Source organism: Enterococcus sp. AZ171 (genome assembly GCF_051714005.1).
GTDB classification, from domain to species: domain Bacteria; phylum Bacillota; class Bacilli; order Lactobacillales; family Enterococcaceae; genus Enterococcus_B; species Enterococcus_B pernyi.
Map to the genome: position 1 here is coordinate 288,911 of NZ_JBIORA010000001.1, position 26,917 is coordinate 315,827.

The window sequence follows — 26,917 nt, forward strand, 5'->3', positions numbered from 1 at the left end:
ATGAAAAAATATTTGTTTCTTTTGGCAGGAAGTCCTGGGACAGGAAAAACTTATTTGATGGAACGACTGTTCGAACGTTTTCCAACGATGTATCGTCTTACCTTAGATGAAGTCAAAGAGTATTACGCTGAATCAATTGGGTTCGATAATTTAGCTGAACGAGCAGAGCAAGAAAAAAACAAGGTGTATCCATTCTTTTATCAGGCATTGGAACTGTACATGGAAGCAGGGAAGAAAGTGATTGTTTCAGAGTATCCTTTCAGTGTTAAACAAAAAGGACCATTAGAAGCCTTATCAAAAAAATATGGATATGAAGTGATCACGATTCGCTTGCACGCAGACTTTGATGTACTATGGCAACGACGTTATAAAAGAGATCGTGATCCTGAACGTCATTTGAGTTATATCATGGACCATTATCATTATGGGGATACATTGGACGATCGATCGTTAGGAACCAATCATATCACCAAAGAAGAATTTAGAGCTGTTATAAATGATCGAAAGTATGAACACTTTGAACTTGGAACGCTTTATACATTCGATGTGACTGATTTCACCAAAGTGGATTATACACCGCTGTTAGACGAATTAGAGTGGCGAGTGGCGAATGACCAATAAAAAATAATATCTAGTTGATTGATTCAAGTTTTGAATGAATCGTAAAAAGTGAAAGCCTATCCTCCTATTTATCGAGAGATAGGCTTTTTCATTTTTATTACTAGATTTCTGTGCCATATGTCAAAGTGACTCTTTGGTGGATAACCAATCTGATAATTCCTTTAAGACTGTTTGGACTTGGGGCTCGTTTGTTTGTTTCAAAAAGTCATGTTCTAAATCATAAACAGGTTTGAATCGACTATTCGGGATCTGTTTGCTTATCCTTTTACTTGAAGCAAAAGGTACTTCTTGGTCTGAGGTGCTGGCGGTACTATAGCAAGGAGGAAAAACTGCAAGTTCTGTTTCACTAATGGCATAATCCGACCAATCCAGTGATTTCGGTAAGCGATAGTAATCGGCTAAGATTCCTTGTTGTCGTCCATAGTAATAAAGTAAGGCGCGACCCATCAGTGGATCGTCTGCCGTGGGTGTTTGTTGATCAATGTCTATAAGCATTTCTTCTGTTAATGTGTGTGTGGTGGGAGTGGTTTGTTTCTTCAGAAATTCAAAATCAGCATAGCCATAAAAATTGATTAGGAAATTGGGTGAAAGCCCTCGATCCACACACAAATATTTGGTTAGGTGGAACATCAAATAACTTCCGGCAGAACGCCCGCAAATACCAAAGGGGTGTTCATGAATGATTGTCTTTTTTAAGGCATCAAAGCTTTCATTTAGTTTTGCAATGATTTCTGTTACAGATGTATTTGGTGCCAACAGGTAATCAAGAGCTAGCAGAGTGTAGCCATGAGCTAAAAAGAGATCTTTTAGCCTATTGGGTATGTCACCTTTTGATCCGTAAATCAATCCGCCACCATGCAAATAAAGGATATATTTCGGTGTATCACTCTGAGCAGGATAAATGGTTACTGTAATGTCATCGAGTAGTTGTTTGGTTTCTTTCATTTGCCTGTCTCCTCATTTTGATAATATAGGTGCCAATCTCATGATTGATCATTTGTAACGGATTTGTTAAATCAATTGATAGATAATTGGAAATTTTGTGGAGACGATAACGAATCGTTTTAGCATGTAAAAACATTGCTTCTGCTGTTTGTTTGTAGTTCCGATTGTGTTGTAAAAAACAATAAAAAGTTTCAAATAAGTCATAGTCTGTTTGAGCCAACTGCGCCAATTTTAGAGGGATTGCTTCTTGCAATGTTGCTATCTGATTTTCTCGAATAAAATGTTTGAATATGCCGATATCTTCGGATGTCACAACAGGACCATTGTAAAATGAGGTATTGAAATTCAAAATATCCAAACATTCAAACAACAATTCCTTGATTTCCTGTCGTGGTTTTGCTTGGCTGATGGCAAATGTTACTTGTTGATTTTCTGCGAGTATTTCTACCATCAGACGTGAAATCTGATCTTTAGTGATAGGCCCTTCCGATTGAGCAAAGTTGAATAAAACAGCTGAATATTGATGTTGGTCAAAGAAAATCGCCTCTTTTTTCAGTGTCCGTAAAAGTGTAAGGATGCGATTTTTCATTAATTGCGTTTGCATCTCTTTAGTTGAAAAGACGATTGTCTGGTAAGTATCTTTTGACTGCATATGCGCTTCTTGTAGCAAGCTATCTAGTTCTTCAGGATTTCGTGGTGTATTTTGTAAAATCGCATCAGCTAAATTATTTAAACGAGTATAGCGTTCTTTTTTCAATAGGCTTTCTGTATTGAATTTTTCTTGCAAGGCGTCAATGGCATTTTCGATAATGACTAGGTCGGTTTCTTTGATTTGTTGGTTGTTCAGATAAACAAGCAATAAGCAATTGAGAGAATAGTTATTGAAAATCGCAATCTCTAATGCATAGCGTTTTTTCGAGTCTGTTTGAGCATAAAGTGTCAGTAAAGAATAATCGTTTTTCATGAAATCTGTTTGTGGCAGCGATTCACGTGAGAGTACGATGGCATCGGTTGGAATCATCCCTTCGCAAATTTCGATTTCTTTATCAAGCAATTTTAAGGAAAAAGGAAGTTCGATGATTTGATAAAACTCTTGCATGATCGTTTCTAAAGAAGAAAACTGTTTTTCTAGACGGTTGAATCTTTGGCGTGCTTCATAGTAGGTTCGTAAAGTATGGGCATGTGCATTGAGTAACGGCTCATAAATCGTTAATAGAATTTTTTCATAGCTGATCTCTTGACTGATTTTGATCAATGGGATTTCATATTTGAAGCATAACTCAATAAACCATTCGGGGATCACCTTGATAAAACGATCGGTTTTTAACACAAGACCGCTGATCCCGATTTGACACATCTTGATGAAAAAATCTTCCAGTTCTTTTTCTGACAAGTCGTTCAATGCATAAAACGAGGTCAGGATCAGCTGATTTTGTTTGCTCCAATTTTCGATATCAATGGCTTCTAAGACCATTGCAGTTTCGACTTCATTATCTAAACCAATCTCATTCGTTAGAATCTTCCCTTTTTTTAGTTCACCTAGCAATAATAACTCCCTTAATTTCATCATATTCTCCTTTTTTCCTTTTATGGATAAAAAGTATAGCATTCTTTTAGAAATACGTCCGATGAAAACACTTTCTTAATCTTCTACAATGACAGTGTATGAATGAATAAGGAGGGGCATTATGTTAGAAACGGTTGTTTTACCAAATAATTATCAAGATTCCATCAACTTGATGCTATTGACTAATCAAATCAATTCGCTTGAGGAAGTCAACATGAGCCAGATCATGATGGGAACGGATGCTAATAAAGATATTTTGAATAACACGTCACTTTTAACAGAAAAGGCACAAACTGCGTCTGCGAACGATTTAATGATCGTGGTAGAGAGTGAGGATGAATCAATCATGGAAAAGGTACTGCCAATGATTGATGATTTTTTAGCGGATCTATCAGCAAAAGAGACAGCACAACCGAATAAATCAGTGACCACGTGGAAAGAAGCATTGAAACAATTACCAGATGCAAATGTCGCCTTGTTTAGTATTCCGGGGGAATACGGCGTAGCAGAAATGGCACGTGCGTTGAAGAATAATCTGCATGTTTTTTCATTTACGGATAATATTGCGATCGAAGATGAAGTCCGTCTGAAAAAACTAGCGCATGAAAAAGGATTACTGATGATGGGGCCAGATTGTGGGACAGGTATTTTATCGAGTATCCCAATTGCTTTTACGAATGTTGTCGCACCTGGAAATATTGGCGTAGTTGGTGCATCTGGTACGGGTATCCAAGAAGTGACGACAATCATTGATCGTCTAGGTGGAGGTGTGGTTCATGCCATTGGTACCGGTGGTCGTGACTTGAGCGACAAGGTGGGAGCAATAACGGTCAAAGATGCAATCGTGGCACTTGAAAACCATGAACCAACAGATGTGATCTGTGTGATTTCTAAGCCACCTGCAAAAGAGGTACGTGACGAGGTAGTGCAATTATTGCAGAGTATTTCAAAACCAGTCGTCGCTATATTTTTAGGAGAAAAACCAACGAATCACGAAGGAAAAGTCTATCTGGGACACACGTTAGAGGAAACTGCCCGTATCGCTGTGGATTTAGCAAACGAAGCAACAGTGAAAAAAAATTACTTTGAAGCACTAGAACAGCCGGGTGTCTTGACGCTTGCTAAAGAAAAAGTCGTCAAAGGGCTATATTCTGGAGGAACGCTCGCAGCTGAAGCAGGCATGCTGATTTCAGAAGCATTAGATTTAGGTGGTCTGGTCAAAGAAGATGGGTATATCTTGAAATCTCAAGGGTATGAAGTGATTGATTTAGGAGATGATCGTTATACACAAGGTAAACCACATCCAATGATCGATCCGGAAGTCCGGATCCATAAAATAGAAGAGTACGCCAAGGAAGAAGAAACTGGCGTCATCTTATTTGATATTGTTTTAGGATATGGTGCCCATGAAGACATGGTGGGTGCATTGTTACCAACGATCCAATCTGTGCAGTCAGAAGCGGAAAAAGCAGGACGTGAACTTTATTTCGTGGCGACAGTGTGTGGGACGAAGAATGATCCACAAGACTACCAAAAATCAGTGGAACGCTTGAAAGAAGCAGGTGTTTTTGTCGCAGAGAGTAATGCTAAAGCGGTTCAACTGGCGTTGTTGTTAAAAGGCATCAGATTGTCTGAAGCAGATAAAGAAGTCTTAGCATATGATGGAAAAACAGTTTCTGTACCACAACCGAGTGAGCAAGTCATGGAGTTGTTGACGACGAAACCGCGTGTAGTGAATGTCGGTTTGAAAAGCTTCAACGAATCGATTGTCACCTATGGTGGACAAACAGTCCAGTTGGATTGGCGGCCTCGCGCGAGCGGTAACAAGAAAATGATCAAAATTTTAGATGCGTTGGAAGAGCATCAGGAGCAAATTGATGAAGAAAATCAGAAAGTGACAGAAAAAATCAAGAACGCACAGCCGTTTCTGGTCGATGTGGTCCCTGCAAAAACGGTGATTCCTGAATTAAATGATCCAAAGCAAAAAACACTATTGCATGCAGGCCCGCCAATCACTTGGGAGGCGATGACCGGACCGATGCGAGGCGCGTGTCTAGGTGCAGCGTTATTCGAACGTTGGGCAGAAAACGAAGAAGAAGCATTAGCACTTTTTGAAGCAAATAAAGTGCGATTCATTCCTTGTCATCATGTACAAGCAGTAGGACCGATGGGAGGGATCACTTCTGGTGATATGCCGGTCTTCATTGTTGAAAACCGGAAAGAAGGCAATCAAGCCTTCTGTATCTTGAATGAAGGTATCGGTAAGGTATTACGTTTTGGTGCGTATTCCCAAGAAGTCGTTGATCGCTTAGATTGGATCAAAGAAGTACTAGGACCAACAATCCATCAAGCATTGGCATTCACCGAGGAAGGATTGAATCTAAATGTTTTGATCGCCCGGTCGATTACGATGGGGGATGAATTCCATCAAAGAAATATTGCTGCTTCTTTGAATTTCCTGAAAGAAATCGCTCCATTGATCATTCAAACGGAGATTCCTGAAGAACAAAAATATGATGTAATCAAGTTCTTAGCAGATACGGATCAATTTTTCTTGAATATCATGATGGCTACGGGAAAAGCAATCGTCGATGGTGCGCGCCAAGGGACTAAAGGAACAATCGTGACAACGATGACACGTAATGGTGTCGATTTTGGTGTCCGAATCGCAGAAACAGGCGATACATGGCATCTAGCGCCTGTAAATACACCAAAGGGCTTGTACTTTACAGGATTCAATGAAGAAGATGGTAATCCCGATATTGGCGATAGTGCTATCACTGAAACTGTCGGTGTAGGTGGAATGGCCATGGTCGCAGCACCAGGTGTGACCCGTTTTGTTGGTGCAGGTGGTTTTGAAGATGCGTTAGCAACCTCAAATGAAATGGCGAAAATCTGCGAAGGGCATAACCCAACGTTTTCGATACCAACTTGGGATTTTCAAGGAACTTGCTTAGGAATCGATATTCGCAAAGTGGTGGAAACAGCAATCACTCCTGTTATAAATACTGGGATCGCGCACAAAAATGCTGGAGTGGGGCAAATTGGCGCAGGTACAGTTCGGGCACCACTCGCTTGCTTTGAACAAGCCTTAGAGGCCTATGCTAAGGAGCTAGGGATCAACGTTGAGTAATCAAGAAATTCAAATGAGCGAGTATCTATCTCCACTTTTGCAATTTGGAAAAATAGGTGTGATCCACAGCGTATTTGAGCATTCCTTTAATGTTGAAATCAAGCAACAATTGATCAATATCGCCTGTTTTCATGACTATCTATCTAGTTTTGGTATCAATCTTCCTGAAGATCGATTTAACACACTTGCTTCGGCTCTTCAAACAGGAAATCGTGTAAAAATAAGTGATGATGTATTGACGATTTACAGTATTTCAAGTGTCAGACAAGTGACATTAAAACCGTGTCGGCTGGTTCCTCTCAACGTCTTCACGTTAGGGCTATCGAAAAAACAACTACTTTTATTGAAACCATTTTTGGCTGAAAAAAACTGGCAGACAAAAATCGGGTTACCGGTAGATAAACGTGCATCCACGCTGTTTGCTCGAATGGCACAACCAAACAGAGAGTGGACGACAACTGAATGGCAAGAAGTCGTTGGTTATCTTTTAGGCAGAGGCAAAGGGTTGACGCCTAGTGGTGATGACCTATTGATGGGTTATCAGCTTGTTTTAGGGACTGTTTCAGATCCCAGAGGAATCGCGCTAGCGGTTGCTCTGGGAGAAGCCCAAACGGCAACGACTGCAATCAGCCAAGCATATCTAACTTGTGCGACAAAGGGGTACGCCAATTCACTAGTGTATCAATTATTTTCAGACTTAGCACAAAACCAAGAGGAGAAAATAGAAGAACAGTTAGAGAAAATCATGAGAATTGGTCATTCTTCGGGAAAGGATCTAACTTTTGGTATTTGGTTGGCGCTACAAGCAATCGAAGGAGAAGAAAGTGAGGGTGAAACATGGAAGCGAGTAAACAAAAACAAGCAGTAAGAGTCAGTGATACTTACTGGATCAAAGTAGTAGCAATCTTTTTTATTGGTTGGATCTTGATGTATGCCACACGAACGATTTTTAACCCGATCATGGGAGTGGTCGGGGAAGAATTCGGTTTAAGCAATACGCAATTAGGCTTAGCAAATAGTATCTTCTTTCTGACATATGCCATCGCTCAGATTCCTTTTGGGATCGTCGGAGACAAAATTGGACGAAAGTTAGTCATCACAGTGGGATTTTTACTTTTGGCAGTAGCGACATACTTCACCGGATTAGCCACGACGTTTATTTTATTCTTAGTGATTCGTGCCATCGCTGGGATCGGGCAAGGTGCTTACTACGGTCCACAGTTTGCCTTGTCGACAGAAGCGATTCCAAAGAGTAAACGGACGATTGGAAATGCCATCATTAATAGTGGTATGGCTTTTGGAACATCAGGCGGTTATCTTCTATCAAGTAAATTGGTCTTAGAAAACGGGGATGATTGGAGCAAGCCATTTTATCTGATGGCGATTCCTACATTGATTGTCGGCATTTTGTTTTATGTATTGTTGAAAGAAAAAGTGATCCGTCCGGGTGAAGAAGCAGAAGTGGAAGAAGGTCCAAAAGAAAAAATTTCTTTGAAGCAGATTTTTACAAATCGTAACTTAGTAGCAGCCTTTATTTTATGTTTTACCAGCATTTATGCTAATTTTGTGATTCTTACTTGGTTGCCGCAGTTTTTGATTGCAGAACGTGGATTTACTGGAGCGAGTGTTGGCTTTATTTCTTCTTTGGTCCCTTGGGCATCGATACCAGGCGCCTTACTCTTTGCACGGATCAATGATAAGACAGGAGCGACGAAGAAACTAGTCTTTGTTTTGGTTCCATTAGCAATCGTTTCGGTTTTTGCTATCGCTTTTGTTACCAATCGTACCTTATTGATCACAGTGCTGATTCTTTATGGATTGACTGGGAAATTAGCACTTGACCCGATCATGGTGACGTTTGTCACGAAACATGCACCAAGAGCAGCCTTAGGAACGACGTTAAGTGCGTATAATTTTATCGGGATGTCAGGATCGATTTTAGCTCCTTACGTTACTGGTTATTTAGCAGATACTTCAGGTTCGATGCAAGTTGGTTTTTACCTCTCTTGTGTCTTGTTGATCATCGGGTTGATTCTCTTTGCCCTATTGGCAAAAGAGGATCGTACACAAACGCTGAAGTAATAGAAAGAGGTGTAGGAAAGACATGGGATTAAATGTGATTGCTTTAGGTGGGAATGCTATTTTAGAAACTGATCCAACCGATAAAGGACAAAAAGCCATAGTCGAACAGGCGGCTGAAGCTATCGCAGCTTTTGTTGAACAAGGAGAACAAGTCATTCTTTGTCATGGCAATGGTCCGCAGGTTGGCAATTTATTATTGCAGCAACAAGCAGGAATAAGCACAAAAAATCCTCCAATGAGCTTGGATACATGTGTCGCAATGACACAAGGAAGTATTGGCTATTGGTTACAACAAGCGTTAACCAATGCGTTTACGCAACATGGGATCACCCAACCGGTCGTTTCCATCGTGACACAAGTGTTAGTTGATCCGAATGATCCATCGTTTCAGAAGCCAACGAAACCGATTGGACCATTTTATACAGAAGAGGAGGCAAAAAAATCGGTACAAAAAAATGAAGGAACATACGTGGAAGATGCAGGACGTGGTTATCGTAAAGTCGTTGCATCTCCTCAACCAAAAGAAATTGTGGAAAAAGAAGCACTTCAAGCGTTAGTAGCAGCTAATGTTGTCACGATTTGTGCAGGTGGAGGTGGTATCCCAGTAATTGAATCATCTGGGCTTTATCAAGGCGTGGAAGCGGTCAATGATAAAGATTTCTCAGCAGCCGTATTGGCAGACGCTGTGGGTGCCGATCGTTTGATCATTTTAACTGGTGTCGAGCATATCTATATCAACTATGGAAAACCAGAAGAACAAGCCTTAGAGACGATGACTCCCGAAGAAGCAAAAGAATACGTAGCTGGTGGTCATTTTGCAGCTGGAAGTATGTTGCCAAAAGTAGAGGCAGCGGTCCGTTTTGTTGCAAGTGATCCAAAACGTCAAGCAGTCATTACTTCCATTGAAAAATTGAACCATTTGACTGAAGGTGCGGGAACAGTGATCCAACAAACGAGGTAACGAGTGATGAAAAAAAATGCCATGATCATTCAAATTAGCCTTGCATTGGCTTTAGGTATTTTGGTAGGGATGTTCTGGCCAATGAGTGCGTCTGTGTTAAAACCGATTGGCGAAGTATTTTTACGACTGATGCAGATGGCGATCCCATTATTGATTCTTGGTCAGATCATTCAAGCTTTAGGTAGTATTGATTTGAAGGAATTAGCAAGTATTGGGACACGCACCTTGCTCATCTTTGGGATTTCCTCCTTATTGGCAGCTTTATGGGGTGTGTTATTGGCTGTTTTGTTTACGCCTGGATCTGGCATGGAACATATAGAGCGATTAAGTCCTACGATCGAGGCGCAAGAGCTGTCGATTCAAGAAACGTTTCTCCAGTTTGTGCCTAAAAATATTTTTGAATCCCTTACGCAAGGTTCGATTATCCAAATCATTGTTTTCGCGATTTTTTTTGGCCTAGCCTTGAATCAATATGGACAAAAACAGCCCCAATCGAAGTTGTTTCAACTAATCATTGATTTTAACGAAGTGATTATCCAAGTCATCAAATATGTGATGCATTTTGCCCCTATTGGGATATTTGCCTTGGTGAGTAGCAGTATCAGCCAATTAGGCGCACAAGTCATTCTGCCAATGGTAAAATATCTACTGGTGTATAGCTTAGCTACAGTATTGTTCTTACTGGGATGGTTAGTTGTTGTCAGTATATACGGCCGATTACATCCGTTAAAATTGATCATGAATATGAAGAATATGTCGATCATGGCACTTGCAACGACTTCTTCAGCCATCACTTTACCAATCGAATTAGAAGAAACACAACATAAATTAGGGTTGAGTAAGCGAATCAGTCACTTAGTCTTACCATTAGGAATGTCATTGAACAGTAATGGTTCAGCAATGCACATGGCACTGACGGTGATCACGATCGCCCAGATGTACCAAGTAGAGTTTCGATGGACGACCATGGTCTATCTTGCGATTTTAGCCACTTTTATTTCTTTAGCCAATGCGGTAGTTCCTGGTGCGGGGCTCGTTTCTTTAGCCATCATCGTGCCGCAAATGGGGTTACCTATTGAAAGTATTGCCATTTTTGGCGGTGTTGAATGGTTGGTAGGGATGTTGCGTACGATTTTGAATGTCAATTCTGATGTGTATTCAGCAATCCTCGTGGCGAAATCAGTCGATGAAATCGATTATGAGATTTTTAGCCGTGGCTAAATGAATAAAAAGAAAGGGGTTGCAATTTTAAAAAATACTTGTTATAGTAAATGTAAATAAAACAGGCATGTGACTGGTAAAGCAGGCAGGACCTAAAGAAAGACACACAAAGAATCCTTTGTTGTTATTTCTTATGGTCTTGCCTGCTTTTTTCTTTTTTGTCTGCGCAGCGAAAAAGAAAAACGAAAGAAGGAGTGGAAAAAATGGATCATCAAACTTTAGCAAAGCATATTTTACAATTCGTTGGCGGAAAAGAAAATATCATTCATTTGGAACATTGTTCAACTAGACTTCGTTTTACGTTGAAAGATGTCAAACAAACAAATCGTGAAGAGTTAGAACGCTTAGATGGGGTCATTGGTGTTCGGAGCAATGCTCAATTCCAAGTAATCATTGGGAATGAAGTAGTGGAAGTTTATGACGAATTAGCCAAACTGATCGGAGAAATTTCGGCAGATCAGAACATAAACAAAGAAAAGAAACCTATTGGAACAATTTTACTTGATTTTATCATTTCAGTCTTTCAACCGTTGGTCCCTGCGATTGCAGGTGGCGGTGTCTTAAAATCACTTTTACTGCTCTTATCTTTATTGGGTGTGATGGATGCAAACTCATCTACTTACCTGCTATTGAATTTGATCGGAGGAGCGCCTCTTTACTTCTTACCGATTTTAGTTGCGATGACGACGGCAAGAAAGCTAAAAGTCAATGAAATCGTAGCTGTTTCAGCAGTGAGTGCTTTGCTTTTACCAGAAATGGCAACCCTTCTAGCAGACGGAACCTCCTTTCTAGGGTTCTCAATTGAAAATATTGCGTATGCTTCTCAAGTCTTCCCAGCAATCTTAACGGTGTTGTTTTACAGTATCGTCGAAAAATATGTCACGAAAATTTCTCCGAAGCCGATTCGTATTTTCTTTGTTCCGATGGTTGCTTTATTAGTGACTGTCCCAGTTGCACTGCTGATTTTAGGACCGTTAGGCTATAACGTTGGTAGCGCATTCTCATATTTGATCGTCGAGTTATATCAACGATTAGGCTGGTTAGCGACAGGCTTACTTGCCGCAGTTCTACCATTGATGGTCGTTACTGGCATGCACAAAGCGATGATTCCTTATGCTGTTTCTTCAATGGGAGAGTTAGGAAAAGAGATGCTCTATTTACCGGCTTCTTTGGCACATAATATCGCTGAATCTGGTGCATGTTTTGCCGTAAGTTTAAAGACAAAAAATACAAAATTGCGACAAACAGCGATTTCTGCAGGAATCTCAGCTTTATTTGGTATCACTGAACCCGCATTATATGGGGTCACGATCTTACACAAACGGGTATTGAGTATCGTGATGGTTTCTAGTTTCATCGGCGGGATATTTGCCGGGATCATGGCTTTAGAAGCCTTCGCATTGGTTGGACCAGGGATTGCGAGTATCACGATGTTTGCTAGTGCAGATCAACCGATGAACCTTGTCTGGGCATTTGTCTGTACAGCTCTTTCTTTTGTCGTGTCGTTTGTAGGTGGCTTGGTATTTTTTAAAGATCAAGAAGAAGCAACTTCACAAGAAGAGAACGAGAGTCGTAGGGGAGGAACTTGGGGTATCGTGAGCCCAGTCAAAGGTCAAGTGATTCCTCTTGAAACAGTCCCAGATGATGTCTTTTCTAGTGGGATGGTTGGCGAAGGTGTCGGAGTCATTCCAGAAGAAGGTATTGTTTTTTCTCCTGAAGAAGCACAAGTGACCATGCTATTTGAGACAGGTCATGCCATCGGCTTACGAACGGTGAGCGGAGTAGAATTACTGATTCATGTAGGAATCGATACAGTCAAGTTACAAGGTGAAGGCTTCCAGGCTTTTGTTAAAGAAGGTCAGATGGTACAACCAGGCGAGCGTTTGCTTGCGTTTGATATTGAAAAAATCAAACAAGCAGGATTTGATCCAGTCGTTGTGGTGGTCGTGACCAATCAGAAGGAGTATCACATCGATCATCAAGTAGAAAATCAATCAGTGACACCCGAAACTGAGTTATTGATGATTTCTGCTTTAGTAAAATGAAGAAATGAAAGTGAGGAATAGAAAAATGGATATGACACAAACAGGTTTTCCCGAAGGATTTCTATGGGGAGGTGCAATTGCAGCAAACCAAGTAGAAGGAGCATGGGATATTGGTGGAAAAGGGCTATCTGTGGCAGATGTTGCAACTTATAAAACTAATGTAGACAACAAAGATTACGCAGCCCATGTAGGGGTGACAATCGAAAAAGTAGAAGAAGCAATAGCCGACCCTACAGACAAGTGGTTCCCTAAACGACGAGGGGTCGATTTCTATCATCGTTACAAAGAGGATTTAGCTTTATTTGCAGAAATGGGGTTTACTACATTACGTTTGTCGATTGCGTGGTCCCGACTCTTTCCAAACGGGGATGAAAAGACAGCTAATCCTGAAGGTGTCTCATTTTACAAAGAAGTTTTTAAAGAAATGAAGCGCTTAGGAATCGAACCGATTGTGACCTTGTCTCATTATGAGATGCCATTAGCATTAGCGATGAAAGGCAACGGTTGGATTCAACGAAGTGTGGTGGATGACTTTGTTCGATTTGTAGATACTTGTTTTGACGAATTTGGGGAGTACGTTCATTACTGGTTGACGTTCAATGAAGTGGATAGTATTTTTAGACATCCATTTACGACTGCCGGGATTTTGACTGATACGATCGAACCAGACAAAATCGAAGCGGTTATCTATCAAGCGTTACATCATCAATTTGTGGCAGGGGCTTTAGCAACGAAACATTGCCATGAAAAGATCCCTGGTAGCCAAGTTGGTTGTATGTTGACCAAATTGATGACCTATCCGTTGACGAGTCGACCAGAAGATGTGGAACGAACATTGAAAAAGAATATGAACAATCATTTTTATGCGGATGTTCAAGTCAAAGGTACGTATCCGCCACTCGTTTTGAAAGACTTAGCCAACCGTCATATCACGATCGACATGTTACCTGGTGATAAAGAATTATTGAAAGAACATACGGCAGACTTCCTATCGTTTAGTTATTATATGTCTATGTGTGAATCCGCAGATCCAAAGGCAGAGCGGACACCGGGGAATACCGTTTTGGGTGTTAAAAATCCTTATTTAGAAGCGACAGATTGGGGCTGGCAAATTGATCCTTTAGGCTTGAAAATTTCTTTACTAGAATTATATGACCGTTATCAAGTACCCTTGATGATCGTTGAAAATGGCATGGGGGCTTTTGATGAAGTGATTGACGATGAAATCCATGATCCCTATCGAATCGCCTATTTTACTGCACATTTCAAAGCAATGAAAGCAGCCATCGATGAAGGGGTTGATTTGATTGGGTATACAAGTTGGGGACCTATTGATTTAGTCAGTGCCGGAACCTCTCAAATGTCAAAACGTTACGGATTCATTTATGTAGATGCAGATGATGAAGGAAATGGAAGTTATGATCGCTTGCGTAAAGATTCATTTTACTGGTATAAAGAAGTTATTGGAACGAACGGTCGATCCATCGAGTGAAGGAACTGTTCGATGCGCTCAAGGAGTAACCATGAGCGAAGGAGGATATCATGAGGAAAATACTAAAGGTGCTTAACTCCAGTGTGGTATTGATCGACAGCAATCAGCAAAAAATGATTGCTTTAGGAAAAGGGATCGGTTTTGGCAAAAAGCCCGGTGAGATCATCTCGGATGATTCGATTGATGAGATCTATCTGCCCTATGATGAAGGCAAAGCCATGCAATTATTGGATTTGATCAAAGAGGTTCCTTTGACCTATTTTGAATTAACGAAAGCAATGGTCTCCAGTATGGAGAAACGACTAGGGAAACGGTTAAACTCTAGTATTTATTTAACATTACCTGATCATTTACATTTTTCAGTTGAACGTATGGCCAAAGGAATCATCATCACCAATCGGTTATATTGGGAGATCAAGAATTACTATCCGGAAGAATATCAAGCAGCGGAGCAAGCGCTAATGATCTTCAATGAAAAATCCGATGTCGAGTTACCCATTGAAGAAGCGGCAAATATCGCCTTTCATGTCATTAATTCATTGTCTCAAGAAAGTCAGGGAACCGATAGTATGAAGCAAGCGAAAATGATTGGTGGCATCGTCAACTTAGTAAAATATTCGATTCGAATCGACATTGCTCCAGACTCGATCCATTATAGTCGTTTTATCACTCATGTTCGTTTTTTCGTTGAACGGTTGTTTGCGAATAAAATGCTGGATGGACAAGATGATGGGCTATATCAGCAAATGTGTACCTTGTATCCATTGGCGATGGAAAATGCAGACAAAGTAAGGCAGTATATCCAGAAAATGATCCAACAGGAAATCACGAAAGAGGAAGTTACCTATCTAGGTGTGCATATCAATCGATTGATGCGGCACCCTGATTGAAAAAAATAGACAAGATTGCGTAATGAATAGCAGCAAGCCAGTGATCCTTTCTGGTAGCTGCTTTTTTTTAAAACAAATAGGAGGAATAGGATTTTTTAGCGAAATATATGTTTATAAAGTACCAGATAACCTGTTTTTTGGATCGGATCGTGTGGTAGTTCACAATTGTATCTGATTAGTTATATAACGTAGTTGATTTGAAAATTAACAAAAATAATCGAGGTTATATTAAAAAAACGGGTTGTTTTTAGTGTATAATACTCCTTAGTGTCGTACGACAACCCATCTACTAGGGCTTAAAATGGATAGATAACGCTTACGTTTGTGAGTAATCAATCAGGCTATTTGAAATAAATCAAAGGAAATGGGAAAATGAGTCAAGTAAAATAGTTTTTCAAGCGAATGATCAGTCATAACTAGTGGACATTGTGAATGATTGAATGATCGTGAGAGGAATTATTTGCTTATTCGTCGTATAACCAAATTAAAGGGGGAGAACAAAGAAATGAAGATAGCAATTGCTGGTGCAGGTGCAATGGGGAGTCGGTTTGGACTCATGTTGCAAAAAGGTGGAAATGACGTGACATTGATCGATGGTTGGAAAGACCATGTAGAAGCGATCAAAGAAAACGGATTGAAAGCTAACTTTAACGGTGAGGACATCGTTGTCGATATCCCAGTCGTTCTTCAATCAGAGATCAATGACGTAGAAAAAGTTGATTTGATCGTCTTATTCACGAAAGCAATGCAACTAGAAAAAATGTTGGAAGATATCCGTCCAATGATCAAAGATGAGACAAAAGTTCTTTGTTTATTGAATGGAATCGGCCATGAAGATATTATTGAAAAATTTGTACCAATGAAAAATATTTTTATTGGTAATACAATGTGGACGGCAGGCTTAGAAGGTCCTGGACGTGTGAAATTATTCGGTAGTGGTTCAGTAGAACTACAAAACTTAGGAGACGGTCAAGAAGAAGCTGCGAAAGAATTGGCAGAAACTTTAGCTGACTCTGGTTTGAATGCGAAGTATTCAAGTAATATCCATTACTCGATCTATCGTAAAGCTTGTGTCAATGGCACGATGAACGGCTTATGTACGATTTTAGACGTGAATATGGCAGGACTTGGTCGTACTTCTACAGCTCATGATATGGTTGTTGCTATCGTAAATGAATTTGGTCAAGTAGCAAAAGCCGAAAATATTGATTTAGATGTGGAAGAAGCAGTCGCCCACTGTGAAACTTGCTTTGATCCTGAAACGATCGGTATGCACTTCCCATCAATGCATCAAGATTTGATCAAAAACAACCGTTTGACAGAAATCGACTATATCAACGGTGCGATTTCACGTAAAGGAAAGAAATACGGGATCGCTACGCCTTACTGTGACTTTTTGACAGCGCTCGTGCATGCAAAAGAACAGATTTTAGAGGCGAAATAGGAGGAACAAATAAATGGATACGACGAATAAATTAACGCCAAGAATTTTTTTGAACAAAGTATTAGCTGGAACAGCAACAGGGATCATCGTAGGACTGATTCCAAATGCTGTTTTAGGAGCTATTTTAAAGTATTTCAGTGAATATCCTGTTGCTGTGACGATCGCACAACTAGCTGTGATCTTCCAATTAGCGACACCGTTGATCATTGGTGGTTTGATCGGGTTACAATTTGGGTTTAATCCGATGCAAATGATGGTAGTAGCTGGTGCTGCATTTGTCGGCTCTGGTGTTGTCCGCTTTATGCCAGACCTTGGTGAAGCAGGAGTATATGTAGGGGCAGGTACAGGAGATATCATCAATACGATGATCACTGCAGCGATTGCTGTTGGTCTGATCCTATTGATCGGTGACCGCTTTGGCTCAGTCGCAATCGTATTGACACCAATCGTAGTCGGTGTGGGCGCAGGTCTTATTGGGTTTTATTTATTCCCTTATGTGACAGCGATCACCTCTGCAATTGGTGAAGGTATCAATAACTTTACGACATTGCAACCTATTTTGATGTCTATTTTGATCGGTTGTTCATTTGCCTTTTTGATCATTTCACCGATTTCAACAGTTGCGATTGGTTTAGCGATCCAATTGGATGGAGTTTCTGCAGGAGCTGCTGCTATGGGTGTTGCAGCCACAACATTTGTGTTGATCGTCAATTCTTGGCGTGTCAATAAATCAGGTGTCACGATCGCGATTGCGTTAGGTGCGATGAAGATGATGATGCCGAACTTATTCCGTAAACCGATCATCTTGCTTCCATGTTTAGTAAGTGCGGTTATCACAGCGATACCTGTCGCACTTTTCTCTGTATCAGGAACACCAGCTTCTGCGGGCTTTGGGATCGTAGGTTTAGTTGGCCCTCTTGCTTCATTAGATGCTGGACTAAATATCGTGATGGTGTTGATTTGTTGGTTCGTCGTACCAGTCGCGGCTGCTTTATTTACGCAATTAGTATTTGAAAAAATCTTGAAACTTTACGACCGGGAAGAAGTCTTCAAATTCTTAGGTTGATCAAAATTATAAAAGAAAAAAACGCAAAACAGAGAAATCTCTGGATTGCGTTTTTTTTTGAGAAGAAGATGGTGTTATCTGCTATACTGACACTAAATGAAAACAATGGATCATTTGATCCAATAGAAGGAGAATACATGAGAAATATAAAATTAACGATCGAATATGATGGAAAAAGATATTCTGGTTGGCAGCGACTTGGTAATGATGAAAAAACGATCCAAGGAAAAATCGAAGCGATCATTTCGCAAATGACCGGGGAAACGATTGAGATTATCGGTTCTGGCCGAACAGACGCTGGAACACACGCCAGAGGTCAAGTAGCTAATTTCAAAACAGCTAGTACAATGAGTCGAATGGAGATGCTGGATTTTCTTAATCGTTATTTGCCAAGAGATATTGTGGTAAAAAAAGTGGAAGAAGTACCTGAACGTTTTCATGCTAGATATAATGCAAAAGGGAAAAAATATAGTTACTACGTTTGGAATGCTCCAATTCCAACAGTGTTTGAAAGAAACCATAGTTTTGATTATCCGAAGGCACTTGATTTGGAGAAAATGGAAGAAGCTTGTCGGAAACTAGAAGGAAAACATGATTTTATTGGATTTTCAGCATTGAAAAAAACAAAAAAATCAACAGTACGTACAATTGAAAAATTATCGGTCCAACAAGAAGGTAATATGCTTCATTTTACATTTGTAGGGGATGGTTTTTTGTATAAAATGGTACGGATCTTAATGGGAACGATTTTAGATATTGGTTCAGGTAAAGCTGAATTATCTTTGATCGATACGATTTTTGAAACGAAAGTCAGACAGCAAGCAGGCGAGACAGTTCCCGCACATGCGCTTTTTCTAGATGAAGTGTATTATTAAGAGACGTTAAATGATTCAAAGAAAATAGGGGAAAAGCAATCTCAGCTTTTTCCTGTTTCCTTGGATCGGCAGTGGACACTTTGGGAGGGGGAGACCCGATGAAGAAAGAGGAAGAAATCACCACTCTCTACAATTTGATTTTAAACCCAAACACGCGAGACTGGGAGCGACAACAACTAATGACAGCGAAAGAAGAGTTAGCAACTTCTGTTTCTCTAAAAGAGGTACTTGAAAAGTTGGAAGTTTCTTTGCGACCATTGGCTTTACGACAAAATCTAACTCCAGATGTCATGGATTTCTATTTGCAAATGGTCGGCGATCCGTTAGGGGAAGCGCGGTATGATTTTTCTAAACACGAACTGACAGATCCGACAGTTCAAGAACGAGCAGTGTTTGCTGGCGGTTGTTTTTGGTGTATGGTAGAGCCTTTTGAGAAAAAAGCAGGAATTATTTCTGTGATGTCTGGATACACAGGCGGGCAGTTTGATTCCCCTAATTATGACCAAGTCAGTGGCGGCTATACCGGTCATGTGGAAGCAGTGGAGATCATATTTGATAAGCGATTGATCAGTTATCAAGAGCTAGTCGAGATTTACTGGCAAGTAACGGACCCGACGGATGAATTTGGACAATTCCAAGACCGCGGAGAACAATATCGTCCAATCATTTTTGTTCAAAATGAAGAGCAACAAAAAACTGCTGAAGCGTCGAAACAAGCATTAAGCGCATCAGGTCGCTACAGAAAACCGATAGTTACGGCTATTTTACCAGCGACAGCTTTTTGGCCGGCAGAAAATTACCATCAGCAATTTTATCGGAAGCAACCAAAACGTTACAAAAAAATAAAACAAACTCGTCGTCAATTAGCATTTTTGCAAAAAATGACTACCAATTGGGGAAAAAAAGCGAAGAACTAAAACAAGCAACATAATTTTGGTAGCGTTTTCTATTGAAGAGATATAAATTTGAAAGTAATCTATGGGGACTTGAAATAGAGATGGCTAAAAAATCTTGGTCAGTAGTCATCTGCTATCCTTGAAAATGAAAAACGGCATTCCAGAAGTAACTCTTTATTTTTTGGAGTGGAAGACTTCTGTGATAATCATAAAATAAGGAGTGAATGAAATGTATGTAGCTGATAAAACGCGTTATGAAAACATGGAGTATCGTAAAAGCGGTCAATCTGGATTAAAACTGCCTTTACTTTCCTTAGGATTATGGCAAAATTTTGGGGAATATGATCCCATCAGTAATCAGCGGGAAATTTTAAAGGGGGCTTTTGATTTAGGCATCACCCATTTTGATCTAGCCAATAATTATGGTGGACCTGCTGGAGCAGCTGAAACAAACTTTGGACGACTTTTTAAAGAGGATCTCAAACCCTATCGAGATGAACTGATTATCTCTAGTAAAGCAGGCTATTATATGTGGGATGGGCCTTACGGCAATTGGGGGTCTCGTAAGTCGATCATTGCCAGTTGTGACCAGAGTTTGCAACGTATGGGTTTGGACTATGTGGATATTTTCTATCATCATCGTCCAGATCCTGAAACGCCTTTGGAAGAAACCGCAGAGGCATTGATGCAATTAGTTCGACAAGGAAAGGCCCTTTATATCGGTATCTCTAACTACAATGGGGCGGACACGCAGAAAATGGCGGAAATTTTACGCAAAAAAGATGCGCCCTTCGTGATCCATCAAATGCGTTACAATCTGTTTTCAAGAGAATTGCTTGAGACGGACTTAGCACCTGTCCTTGCTGAAAATGGACTAGGTGCAATCACGTTTAGTCCATTAGCACAAGGCTTGTTAACGAATCGCTACTTACATGGTATTCCTGAAGAATCACGTGCGCATCGAAAAGAAATCCCTTTTCTTTCAGAAGAACAGATTGCACCGACACTACGTAAAATTACACAGTTACAGGAAGTGGCGGAAGCGAGAGGACAAACATTGGCTCAGATGGCATTGGCGTGGAATGTGCGACAACCATCAGTGACAAGTGTTTTAGTCGGTGCTAGCCGTTTGAGTCAGTTGCAGGAAAGTGTCAAAATGAAAGATAATCTCGTCTTTGCACCAGAAGAACTAGCAACGATCGAAACGATTTTGGCAGAAAATTAACGTGTGAGAAAATCACGTTGAAGTGGATACAACAAAAGCAAGCGTGTCTGGGGGATTAGTCCTCATGCATATTCTAAAACCGAATAAACGGCAGGGACAGAAGTAACCTCTTCGGAAATAAGGCGCCAGCCACGAAAATTTGTAGAACAATTTTAGTGGCTGGCGCCTTGTTTATCGAGGCTGAATACTTCTGTTCCGACCTCCTCTTGCTTATGCTATCATATCTTGTGTTTGAGAGGTGATGTAGAGACAGACGGCGTAGCTTGTTTTTCTTCATTTTTACTTGGTACAATAGCTTACCTTCTTGTTCTTCTAAAGTGAAGATTTTATCGTCTTGCTTTTTTGTTCCTTTTCTATTTGTTTCAAATTCGTTTCCGACGCAGCAGAAAGAGCCTTAACATACAAAATACGTCTATCCTCTCCGGTTTGTATTAAAGATTCGGGGGACGAGTAGCTATCGGTTCCTGTTTTGTTTTCTGACACTATCGCTGTTTCTAGCGTTAGCTCACTTATTTTTTTTGTGAATGGTTCATTTGCGCAACTACTTCTGGACTCAGCCAAAAAATCTCTGTAGGAGAATGTGGCTCGTTTCCCAAATGCAAGGTCAGTTCATTGTCATGTACTTTTATAGAATCTCCTGGGATTCCGATGATTCTTTTAATGATTTCATCCGTAGAGGATCGCTGAATAGCGATGATGATATAACGTGTGAGTGCCGAAAACTTGTCTACGATCACAATATTGCCGTTGGCTAAATTGATGTTCCAGTAACTTGACGAAAGTGATAGCGATGAAGTGAATAAGTAAAAACGACACATAAAAGCAGCCATATTAAGATATATGGCCCAGACTGTAGACAAAAAGGAGTGGCTTAATTGCCAACTCCTTTTTATTAGTCTTTGTAGAAATTTGAAATAAAAAGCCATAGGCTTTTTTGCTTTCCATAGCCATGAGGCTAGTTTTTTTAAATTCATGGCAGCAAACGTAAGCATCGTGTGCGTGGCGACTTTTTCGAGACCTCGATATTTTGTCCAACGCATACCATGCTTTTCTTTTGCATCTGCAAATATTCGTTCAATAGTTTGTTTTCTCTTTTTATAAATTTCTCTATTCAACGCCGTATGGCGTTGGTGTTCAAGTTCATCCATAAGATCCGCCCAAACATGTCGAGTTACTATTTTTTGATGTTTTGTACTCAAAGTACAGTTTTTAAGTAATGGACAACTCCTACAGAATTTTGGATTTGATTTATAGGTTCGATAACCATCACGAGTGATAGTTGAAAATAACAACGGTTGATTATTGGGACATAAATAGCAGTCAAAATAGGCATCATAAACAAAGTCTTTTTTACGAAACATTCCTTTTACTCCATGAGGTACAGTATATGGAAGAATCGGGTAGAGTTTCAAGTGTGACAGAAAATGAACAAATTTAGGCGTCTTATATCCTGCATCAGCGACAACACGCTTTATATTTGGAAAAGCTCTTTTCGACTGTTTGACCAGATCGATTGCGACTTGGCTGTCATGTACATTTCCTGGTGTGATTAATGTAGATAAGATAAAACCATTATCTTCACAGGAAGTATGCGCGGAATAAGCAAATTGTTTTTCTCGTTCACCTTTAACATAGTAACCACTTTCTGGATCTGAATGACTTATTTTTTGAAGACTCAACTCACTTTCTGTGTCCCATGTAAAAGGACGTTTTCCTACAGCAATACGTTCTTTATTTATTTCATCTTCTAATTCATCTTGATAAGCTTTAGCTTGACCGTAGGTCATTTCTTTTGTGAACTTATGTTTATTGGCATTTGCCTTAATATGAGTAGAATCAATATAAAGGTTGTCTTCCGTAACGAAGCCAGCTTTTACAGCTTGTTCTAGAATATGAGAGAAAATGTCTTCAAATAAAGTTGTTTCTCTAAATCTTCGAACATAGTTTTTACCAAAAGTAGAGAAATGCGGGATAGGATCCTCGAATGAATAACCTAAAAACCAACGATAAGCAACATTTGTTTCAACGTCTTTAATGGTCTGTCTCATCGAACGGATACCAAATAAATATTGGATAAATACTAATTTAATTAAGACCACTGGATCAATACTGGGACGACCATGGGTCGAATACGTAGATTCTACAATGGGATAAATGAAATCAAACTGAATCGCAGCATCAATCTTTCGAACTAAGTGATCTTTAGGTACAAGATCATCAATTGTTAACATAGCAAATTGATTTCTACCTTCAATCGATTGTTTTCTCATCATTAGAATCACTCCCAGAATAGTTTATACAATGAGTATAAAACAAAAAAACTGCAAACAACACTCCAAATTTAGGAGTTTGTCTACAGTCTGAGCCATATTAAGATATATGGCCCTTTCTTTTTTTGAAGTTGACCATTTGCCCAGATATACAAGAAAACAATCCCCTTTTTTTACTTGAATGGTCCTGTTAGTTATTCCAAACGATTTTTTGGTTCTTTGACCTGTTCAACAAACTCGAGAATGGTCTGATGGGCATTTATTCGCGCATTTTCTAGTTCAAATAGTATGTAGACGCAAAAGGTCAATGCAATAGTTAGCAAACTGTTGATGATCAAAAGTTAAAAAAATGGTTTTTTCAATAATTTCAGTTTATAAATACTGATTTTTTAGATAAAATCGTATGGGCTTACAAACGACAAAAATTTGAAGTCTTGGCAAAAAAACGTGTTACTTCTATAGAAGTGTTACAAGAATTGAAATTTATGAGAAGAATCAATGCGATTGAATCAAAAAATCAATCAACGAAGTAACTACTTGTTGATTAATTCTAGCAAGCAATCATTGAAATCTACCAAGTGAGGAGCAGACTTACTTTTTACTTGGTGGTTTCTGGTGTTCCATTCTTTTTTTGCACACTAAAAATAGTGTGCGATAGAAAAATTAGAGTGTGTTTGATAAAAAACAACATGAAAACCCTTTTATATCAAAGTGGTAAAGCGATTTCAAAGTTGGCACGATACTTGCATTATATAAAAATGTAAGAAGAAGAAAAGGAAGTGTTCAAAATGGAGAAAAGAACAATCATGCTTGTCTGCTCTGCAGGAATGAGTACAAGTTTATTAGTGACAAAAATGCAAAAAGCAGCAGAAGAAAAAGGTGTAGAAGCGGACATCTTTGCAGTTTCAGCATCAGAAGCTGATAGCCAACTAGAATCAAAAAATGTAGATGTTTTATTATTAGGGCCACAAGTACGTTTCATGCAAAGTCAATTTGCTGAAAAACTAGCACCAAAAGGGATTCCGTTAGATGTTATCAACATGCAAGACTATGGCATGATGAACGGGGCAAAAGTATTGGAACAAGCAGAATCATTGATCAATAAATAAAAACAAGAAAAAGAGGAAAGAAAATGGAAGATCAAAAAAATTTAGAAGCGATCATGGGTTTGATCATGTTCGGTGGCAACGCAAAAAGCGATGCAATGGAAGCGATTGCTGCTGCGAAAAAAGGTGACTTTGAATTAGCAGATGCAAAAATCAAAGATGCAGAAGAATCATTGGTTCAAGCGCATCATTCGCAAACAGGGTTATTAACACAAGAAGCACAAGGGGAACATATGGAAGTTACTTTGTTAACCGTTCATAGTCAAGATCATTTGATGACATCGATCGCGTTTACAGATTTAGCAAAAGAAATCATTGATCTATACCGTCGTATAGATGCTTAAATAAAAGTTTTTTAAAGGAGAAAAGAGGAAAAGATATGGATAGCTTTGTAGCATTTATGGAGAAACACTTTATACCAGTCGCATCAAAAATCGGTGCACAACGCCATTTAGTGGCCATTCGTGACGCTTTTATGGTCAGTATGCCATTAATGATCTTAGGCGCTTTAGCTGTAATGATCAATAACTTGCCGATCCCTGGATTCCAAGAATTGATGAATTCGATTTTTGGTGGTGAAGCATGGAAAGGATTCGGTGCGGCTGCTTGGAACGGAACGTTTGCGATTCTTTCTGTTTTGATTGCGTTCTTATTAGCTTATCATTTAGCAAACGGTTACCGTAAAGATGGCGTATCTGCTGGAGTGATTTCATTAGGTTCATTCTTCGCACTAGGCGGCGCTTTAGGTATGAGTTCAAACGGATTATTTATTGCAATTATTGTCGGAATTATTTCAACAGAGATTTTTGTTCGTTTAAGTGGAAATGAAAAATTGATCATCAAAATGCCAGACGGAGTGCCACCAGCAGTAGCAAAAGCATTTGCGTCATTATTACCAGCAATGATCACGATCTCATTTTTCGCACTAATCGCTGCGATTTTTGCAGCATTCGGTGTTGCTGATATTGTTGGCGCATTCTACACGGTGGTTCAGGAACCATTTATGGGGCTTGCTAACTCTTACCCATCTGCATTATTGCTTGCATTTATTACACCGTTCCTTTGGTTCTTCGGATTACATGGAGCAAACATGGTCGATCCATTGATGCAAACCATCAATGCGCCAGCGATCCAAGCAAACGTCGAAGCGATTGCCAACGGTCAAAGTGCACCATTTATCGTCAATAAACCTTTTTTTGACAGCTTTGTCAATTTAGGTGGTACAGGTGCGACACTAGGATTACTGATTGCGATCTATTTAGTAGGACGTAGAAACAAACCTTATATGGTCGTAACGAACTTATCGATTGCACCAGGAGTATTCAATATCAACGAACCAACAATGTTTGGTCTACCAATCGTTTTGAATCCAGTGATGTTTATTCCATTTATTTTAACACCAATGGTTTTAGTAACTGTTGCGTACTTTGCGACATCAACAGGACTTGTACCAGCAGCTACAGTAATGCCACCATGGGTAACACCACCAGTGATCGGCGGATTTTTAGCAACAAACAGTTTTTCAGGCGCAGTGTTATCTGCGGTCAACTTACTGATTTCAATTCTGATCTATCTACCATTCGTTAAAGTAGCAACGATCCAAGAAATGAAAAAAGACGCATTGAACGCGTAAGAAATAATAAACGGAGAGCAAGTGATTGCTTTCCGTTTTTTTTTTTTACTACTGTTATCATTGCTATTTTTCAGAAAGCAACGTATAGTTTTTGTAAGTATTTTTTTTGAATAGGAGGATAGCGTATGAATACAACAGATATTCAAAAAAGGATCGAACGATTCCAAGCATATGGGAACACACTTCCAGGAGCTAGGGTATATTTTCGTGAAGATTGGGAAACGCTTTATTTTGATTTGGATGGTAAACAGTTTGGGATGATGAGTCCAGAAGAGAATGAAAAAGCATTGATTACGTTAAAACATTTTCCAGAAAAAAACGAGGAATTACGAACGATGTACCCTGGGATCATTATACCTGGTTACTATGCCAATAAGAAACATTGGAATTCGATCATGTTAGGCAAAGATGAATTGTCAGACGAGGAAATCGAGAAAATGATTTTGATTTCTTATAAATTGGTACTAGCTAAATTCGCTAAAAAGAAACAAGAAGAAATCAAAAACTCAGTGATAGAAAGTGATTGAAAGCTTGAAGGGGCATCAATCATTTTCTAGTCGATGAAAAAGGTCTGGAAATAGGGACACCCTATTTCCAGACGCTTAATAAAATTTGTGCAGATGGACTAAGAATGTTTGGATCGATGATTCGCCTCTACCTCTTTGTCACAGAAATAATCAACATCATCGGACGTCTTAATTCGTCTTTCATACCAGGCATATCTAACATATGTGACGGTGGCGTTGGTTCAAGCACATGGTTGATTTGAAAGTCATTAGACAATAATGTCTCAAGATAAGTTGTAATCGTTCGATGATATTTTTTTACAGAAGATCCTAGGAAGTTTGTGTCACGCTCCCCTTCGTCAAAATAATGATTAACTGGAAAGTGCATGATCTGACCGTTGTCTGTATAAATCCAGTCTTGCCGACCATCTGCTGTGAAAATAGGATGTTCAACTGAAAAAAGAAATTGCCCATTCGGTTTTAGGAAGTGATGGACATGCTGGACGAGTTGTTCCCAATTTTCTACATAATGGATAGCTAAAGAACTGAACACGAAATCAAATGAGTCTTTCGCAAACCGGATCGTTGAAATATCGTCTTGCATATAACTGATCGTGGTATCGTTTGTTCGAGCTCTAGCTTCTGCTAGCATCTTCTCAGACAAGTCGACACCAATGATTTTTTTTGCCCCTTGCGAAGCAGCGTAACGACAGTGCCACCCATAGCCACATCCAAGATCAAGGACTGTTTGACCATGGAGATTGGGGAAGATAGATGCAAGCGTTGGCCATTCTCCAGCACCTTGTAAGCCATTTTTGCTACGAGGCATTTCTTTGTATCGGTCAAAAAATTGTTGATCATCGTAAATATTTGTCATGTTTGATTCCTCCATGTAATTTTTTTATTTGCTTAAACTACATGGAGTCCGTCTCTTTTGTG

At 39.6% G+C, this 26,917-nt stretch carries 22 protein-coding genes; 18 read left to right on the forward strand and 4 right to left on the reverse strand.

All coding sequences use genetic code 11. The annotated features are described in order from the left end of the window. The gene (locus IGJ49_RS01415; protein ID WP_062806262.1) at nucleotides 1-621 is read left to right on the forward strand and encodes an AAA family ATPase; all 621 of its coding nucleotides are present in this window, start codon (nucleotides 1-3) and stop codon (nucleotides 619-621) included. Between the two features lie 120 nt (nucleotides 622-741). Here IGJ49_RS01415 and IGJ49_RS01420 read toward each other — a convergent pair whose 3' ends face one another. Together IGJ49_RS01420 and IGJ49_RS01425 are read right to left on the reverse strand one after the other, a co-directional pair. Then, the gene (locus tag IGJ49_RS01420) at nucleotides 742-1,566 is read right to left on the reverse strand and encodes an alpha/beta hydrolase (protein ID WP_010736503.1); all 825 of its coding nucleotides are present in this window, start codon (nucleotides 1,564-1,566) and stop codon (nucleotides 742-744) included. Then, nucleotides 1,538-3,133 carry a PucR family transcriptional regulator gene (locus IGJ49_RS01425; protein ID WP_077151207.1) on the reverse strand — a complete coding sequence of 532 codons (1,596 nt, stop codon included), beginning with the start codon at nucleotides 3,131-3,133 and terminating at the stop codon, nucleotides 1,538-1,540. The genes IGJ49_RS01420 and IGJ49_RS01425 overlap by 29 nt, the downstream gene beginning before the upstream one ends. A 121-nt stretch (nucleotides 3,134-3,254) precedes the next feature. On the opposite strand from IGJ49_RS01425, the gene fdrA reads away from it, so the two are divergent. The 13 genes from fdrA to IGJ49_RS01490 all read left to right on the forward strand — a co-directional run bounded on the left by fdrA (nucleotide 3,255) and on the right by IGJ49_RS01490 (nucleotide 20,463). Next, on the forward strand, nucleotides 3,255-6,266 hold the full coding sequence (gene fdrA, locus IGJ49_RS01430) for a DUF1116 domain-containing protein (RefSeq protein ID WP_077151206.1): 3,012 nt from the start codon (nucleotides 3,255-3,257) through the stop codon (nucleotides 6,264-6,266). After that, nucleotides 6,259-7,134 (forward strand): DUF2877 domain-containing protein, encoded by an 876-nt coding sequence (locus IGJ49_RS01435; protein ID WP_062805818.1) that lies wholly within the window; start codon nucleotides 6,259-6,261, stop codon nucleotides 7,132-7,134. Before fdrA ends, IGJ49_RS01435 begins: the two co-directional genes overlap by 8 nt. Next, the gene (locus IGJ49_RS01440; RefSeq protein WP_023519001.1) at nucleotides 7,104-8,348 is read left to right on the forward strand and encodes an MFS transporter; all 1,245 of its coding nucleotides are present in this window, start codon (nucleotides 7,104-7,106) and stop codon (nucleotides 8,346-8,348) included. Before IGJ49_RS01435 ends, IGJ49_RS01440 begins: the two co-directional genes overlap by 31 nt. A gap of 22 nt (nucleotides 8,349-8,370) precedes the next feature. After that, nucleotides 8,371-9,309, forward strand: coding sequence for a carbamate kinase (gene arcC, locus IGJ49_RS01445; protein WP_438722211.1), 939 nt, complete (start codon nucleotides 8,371-8,373; stop codon nucleotides 9,307-9,309). A 6-nt stretch (nucleotides 9,310-9,315) separates the two neighbouring features. Next, entirely contained in the window at nucleotides 9,316-10,530 is a 1,215-nt protein-coding gene (locus tag IGJ49_RS01450) for a dicarboxylate/amino acid:cation symporter (RefSeq protein ID WP_010736497.1), read from the forward strand. 203 nt (nucleotides 10,531-10,733) lie between these two features. Next, nucleotides 10,734-12,575 carry a beta-glucoside-specific PTS transporter subunit IIABC gene (locus tag IGJ49_RS01455; protein WP_023519004.1) on the forward strand — a complete coding sequence of 614 codons (1,842 nt, stop codon included), beginning with the start codon at nucleotides 10,734-10,736 and terminating at the stop codon, nucleotides 12,573-12,575. Between the two features lie 31 nt (nucleotides 12,576-12,606). Further along, complete coding sequence (locus IGJ49_RS01460; RefSeq protein WP_438723953.1) at nucleotides 12,607-14,067, forward strand: glycoside hydrolase family 1 protein; 1,461 nt, start codon at nucleotides 12,607-12,609, stop codon at nucleotides 14,065-14,067. A 50-nt stretch (nucleotides 14,068-14,117) separates the two neighbouring features. Next, a complete protein-coding gene (locus tag IGJ49_RS01465; RefSeq protein ID WP_010736494.1) occupies nucleotides 14,118-14,957 on the forward strand; it encodes a PRD domain-containing protein in 840 nt (279 codons plus the stop codon). 505 nt (nucleotides 14,958-15,462) lie between these two features. Continuing rightward, nucleotides 15,463-16,401: a 2-dehydropantoate 2-reductase gene (locus tag IGJ49_RS01470; protein ID WP_010736493.1), complete on the forward strand. Its 939-nt coding sequence runs from the start codon at nucleotides 15,463-15,465 to the stop codon at nucleotides 16,399-16,401. 13 nt (nucleotides 16,402-16,414) lie between these two features. Continuing rightward, a complete protein-coding gene (locus IGJ49_RS01475) occupies nucleotides 16,415-17,467 on the forward strand; it encodes a PTS transporter subunit IIC (RefSeq protein WP_438722212.1) in 1,053 nt (350 codons plus the stop codon). Between the two features lie 137 nt (nucleotides 17,468-17,604). Next, nucleotides 17,605-18,342 carry a tRNA pseudouridine(38-40) synthase TruA gene (gene truA / locus IGJ49_RS01480; protein ID WP_062805815.1) on the forward strand — a complete coding sequence of 246 codons (738 nt, stop codon included), beginning with the start codon at nucleotides 17,605-17,607 and terminating at the stop codon, nucleotides 18,340-18,342. A gap of 98 nt (nucleotides 18,343-18,440) precedes the next feature. Continuing rightward, entirely contained in the window at nucleotides 18,441-19,259 is an 819-nt protein-coding gene (gene msrA / locus IGJ49_RS01485) for a peptide-methionine (S)-S-oxide reductase MsrA (RefSeq protein ID WP_010736490.1), read from the forward strand. Between the two features lie 208 nt (nucleotides 19,260-19,467). Further along, the gene (locus IGJ49_RS01490) at nucleotides 19,468-20,463 is read left to right on the forward strand and encodes an aldo/keto reductase (RefSeq protein WP_224434446.1); all 996 of its coding nucleotides are present in this window, start codon (nucleotides 19,468-19,470) and stop codon (nucleotides 20,461-20,463) included. Nucleotides 20,464-20,972: 509 nt separating this feature from the next. Here the strand turns inward: IGJ49_RS01490 and IGJ49_RS01495 are convergent. Next, nucleotides 20,973-22,736, reverse strand: a complete 1,764-nt coding sequence (locus IGJ49_RS01495; protein WP_438722213.1) for an IS1182 family transposase — start codon at nucleotides 22,734-22,736, stop codon at nucleotides 20,973-20,975. A 785-nt stretch (nucleotides 22,737-23,521) separates the two neighbouring features. On the opposite strand from IGJ49_RS01495, the gene IGJ49_RS01500 reads away from it, so the two are divergent. The 4 genes from IGJ49_RS01500 to IGJ49_RS01515 all read left to right on the forward strand — a co-directional run bounded on the left by IGJ49_RS01500 (nucleotide 23,522) and on the right by IGJ49_RS01515 (nucleotide 25,999). Then, nucleotides 23,522-23,842, forward strand: a complete 321-nt coding sequence (locus IGJ49_RS01500) for a PTS sugar transporter subunit IIB (RefSeq protein WP_010736487.1) — start codon at nucleotides 23,522-23,524, stop codon at nucleotides 23,840-23,842. Nucleotides 23,843-23,865: 23 nt separating this feature from the next. Further along, entirely contained in the window at nucleotides 23,866-24,183 is a 318-nt protein-coding gene (locus tag IGJ49_RS01505) for a PTS lactose/cellobiose transporter subunit IIA (protein WP_010736486.1), read from the forward strand. A gap of 35 nt (nucleotides 24,184-24,218) precedes the next feature. Next, the gene (locus IGJ49_RS01510) at nucleotides 24,219-25,472 is read left to right on the forward strand and encodes a PTS sugar transporter subunit IIC (RefSeq protein ID WP_438722214.1); all 1,254 of its coding nucleotides are present in this window, start codon (nucleotides 24,219-24,221) and stop codon (nucleotides 25,470-25,472) included. Nucleotides 25,473-25,597: 125 nt separating this feature from the next. After that, nucleotides 25,598-25,999, forward strand: coding sequence for an MmcQ/YjbR family DNA-binding protein (locus tag IGJ49_RS01515; RefSeq protein ID WP_224434447.1), 402 nt, complete (start codon nucleotides 25,598-25,600; stop codon nucleotides 25,997-25,999). Nucleotides 26,000-26,126: 127 nt separating this feature from the next. Here the strand turns inward: IGJ49_RS01515 and IGJ49_RS01520 are convergent, their stop codons facing one another. Continuing rightward, complete coding sequence (locus IGJ49_RS01520) at nucleotides 26,127-26,855, reverse strand: class I SAM-dependent methyltransferase (RefSeq protein ID WP_438722215.1); 729 nt, start codon at nucleotides 26,853-26,855, stop codon at nucleotides 26,127-26,129. Nucleotides 26,856-26,917: the final 62 nt, after the last annotated feature.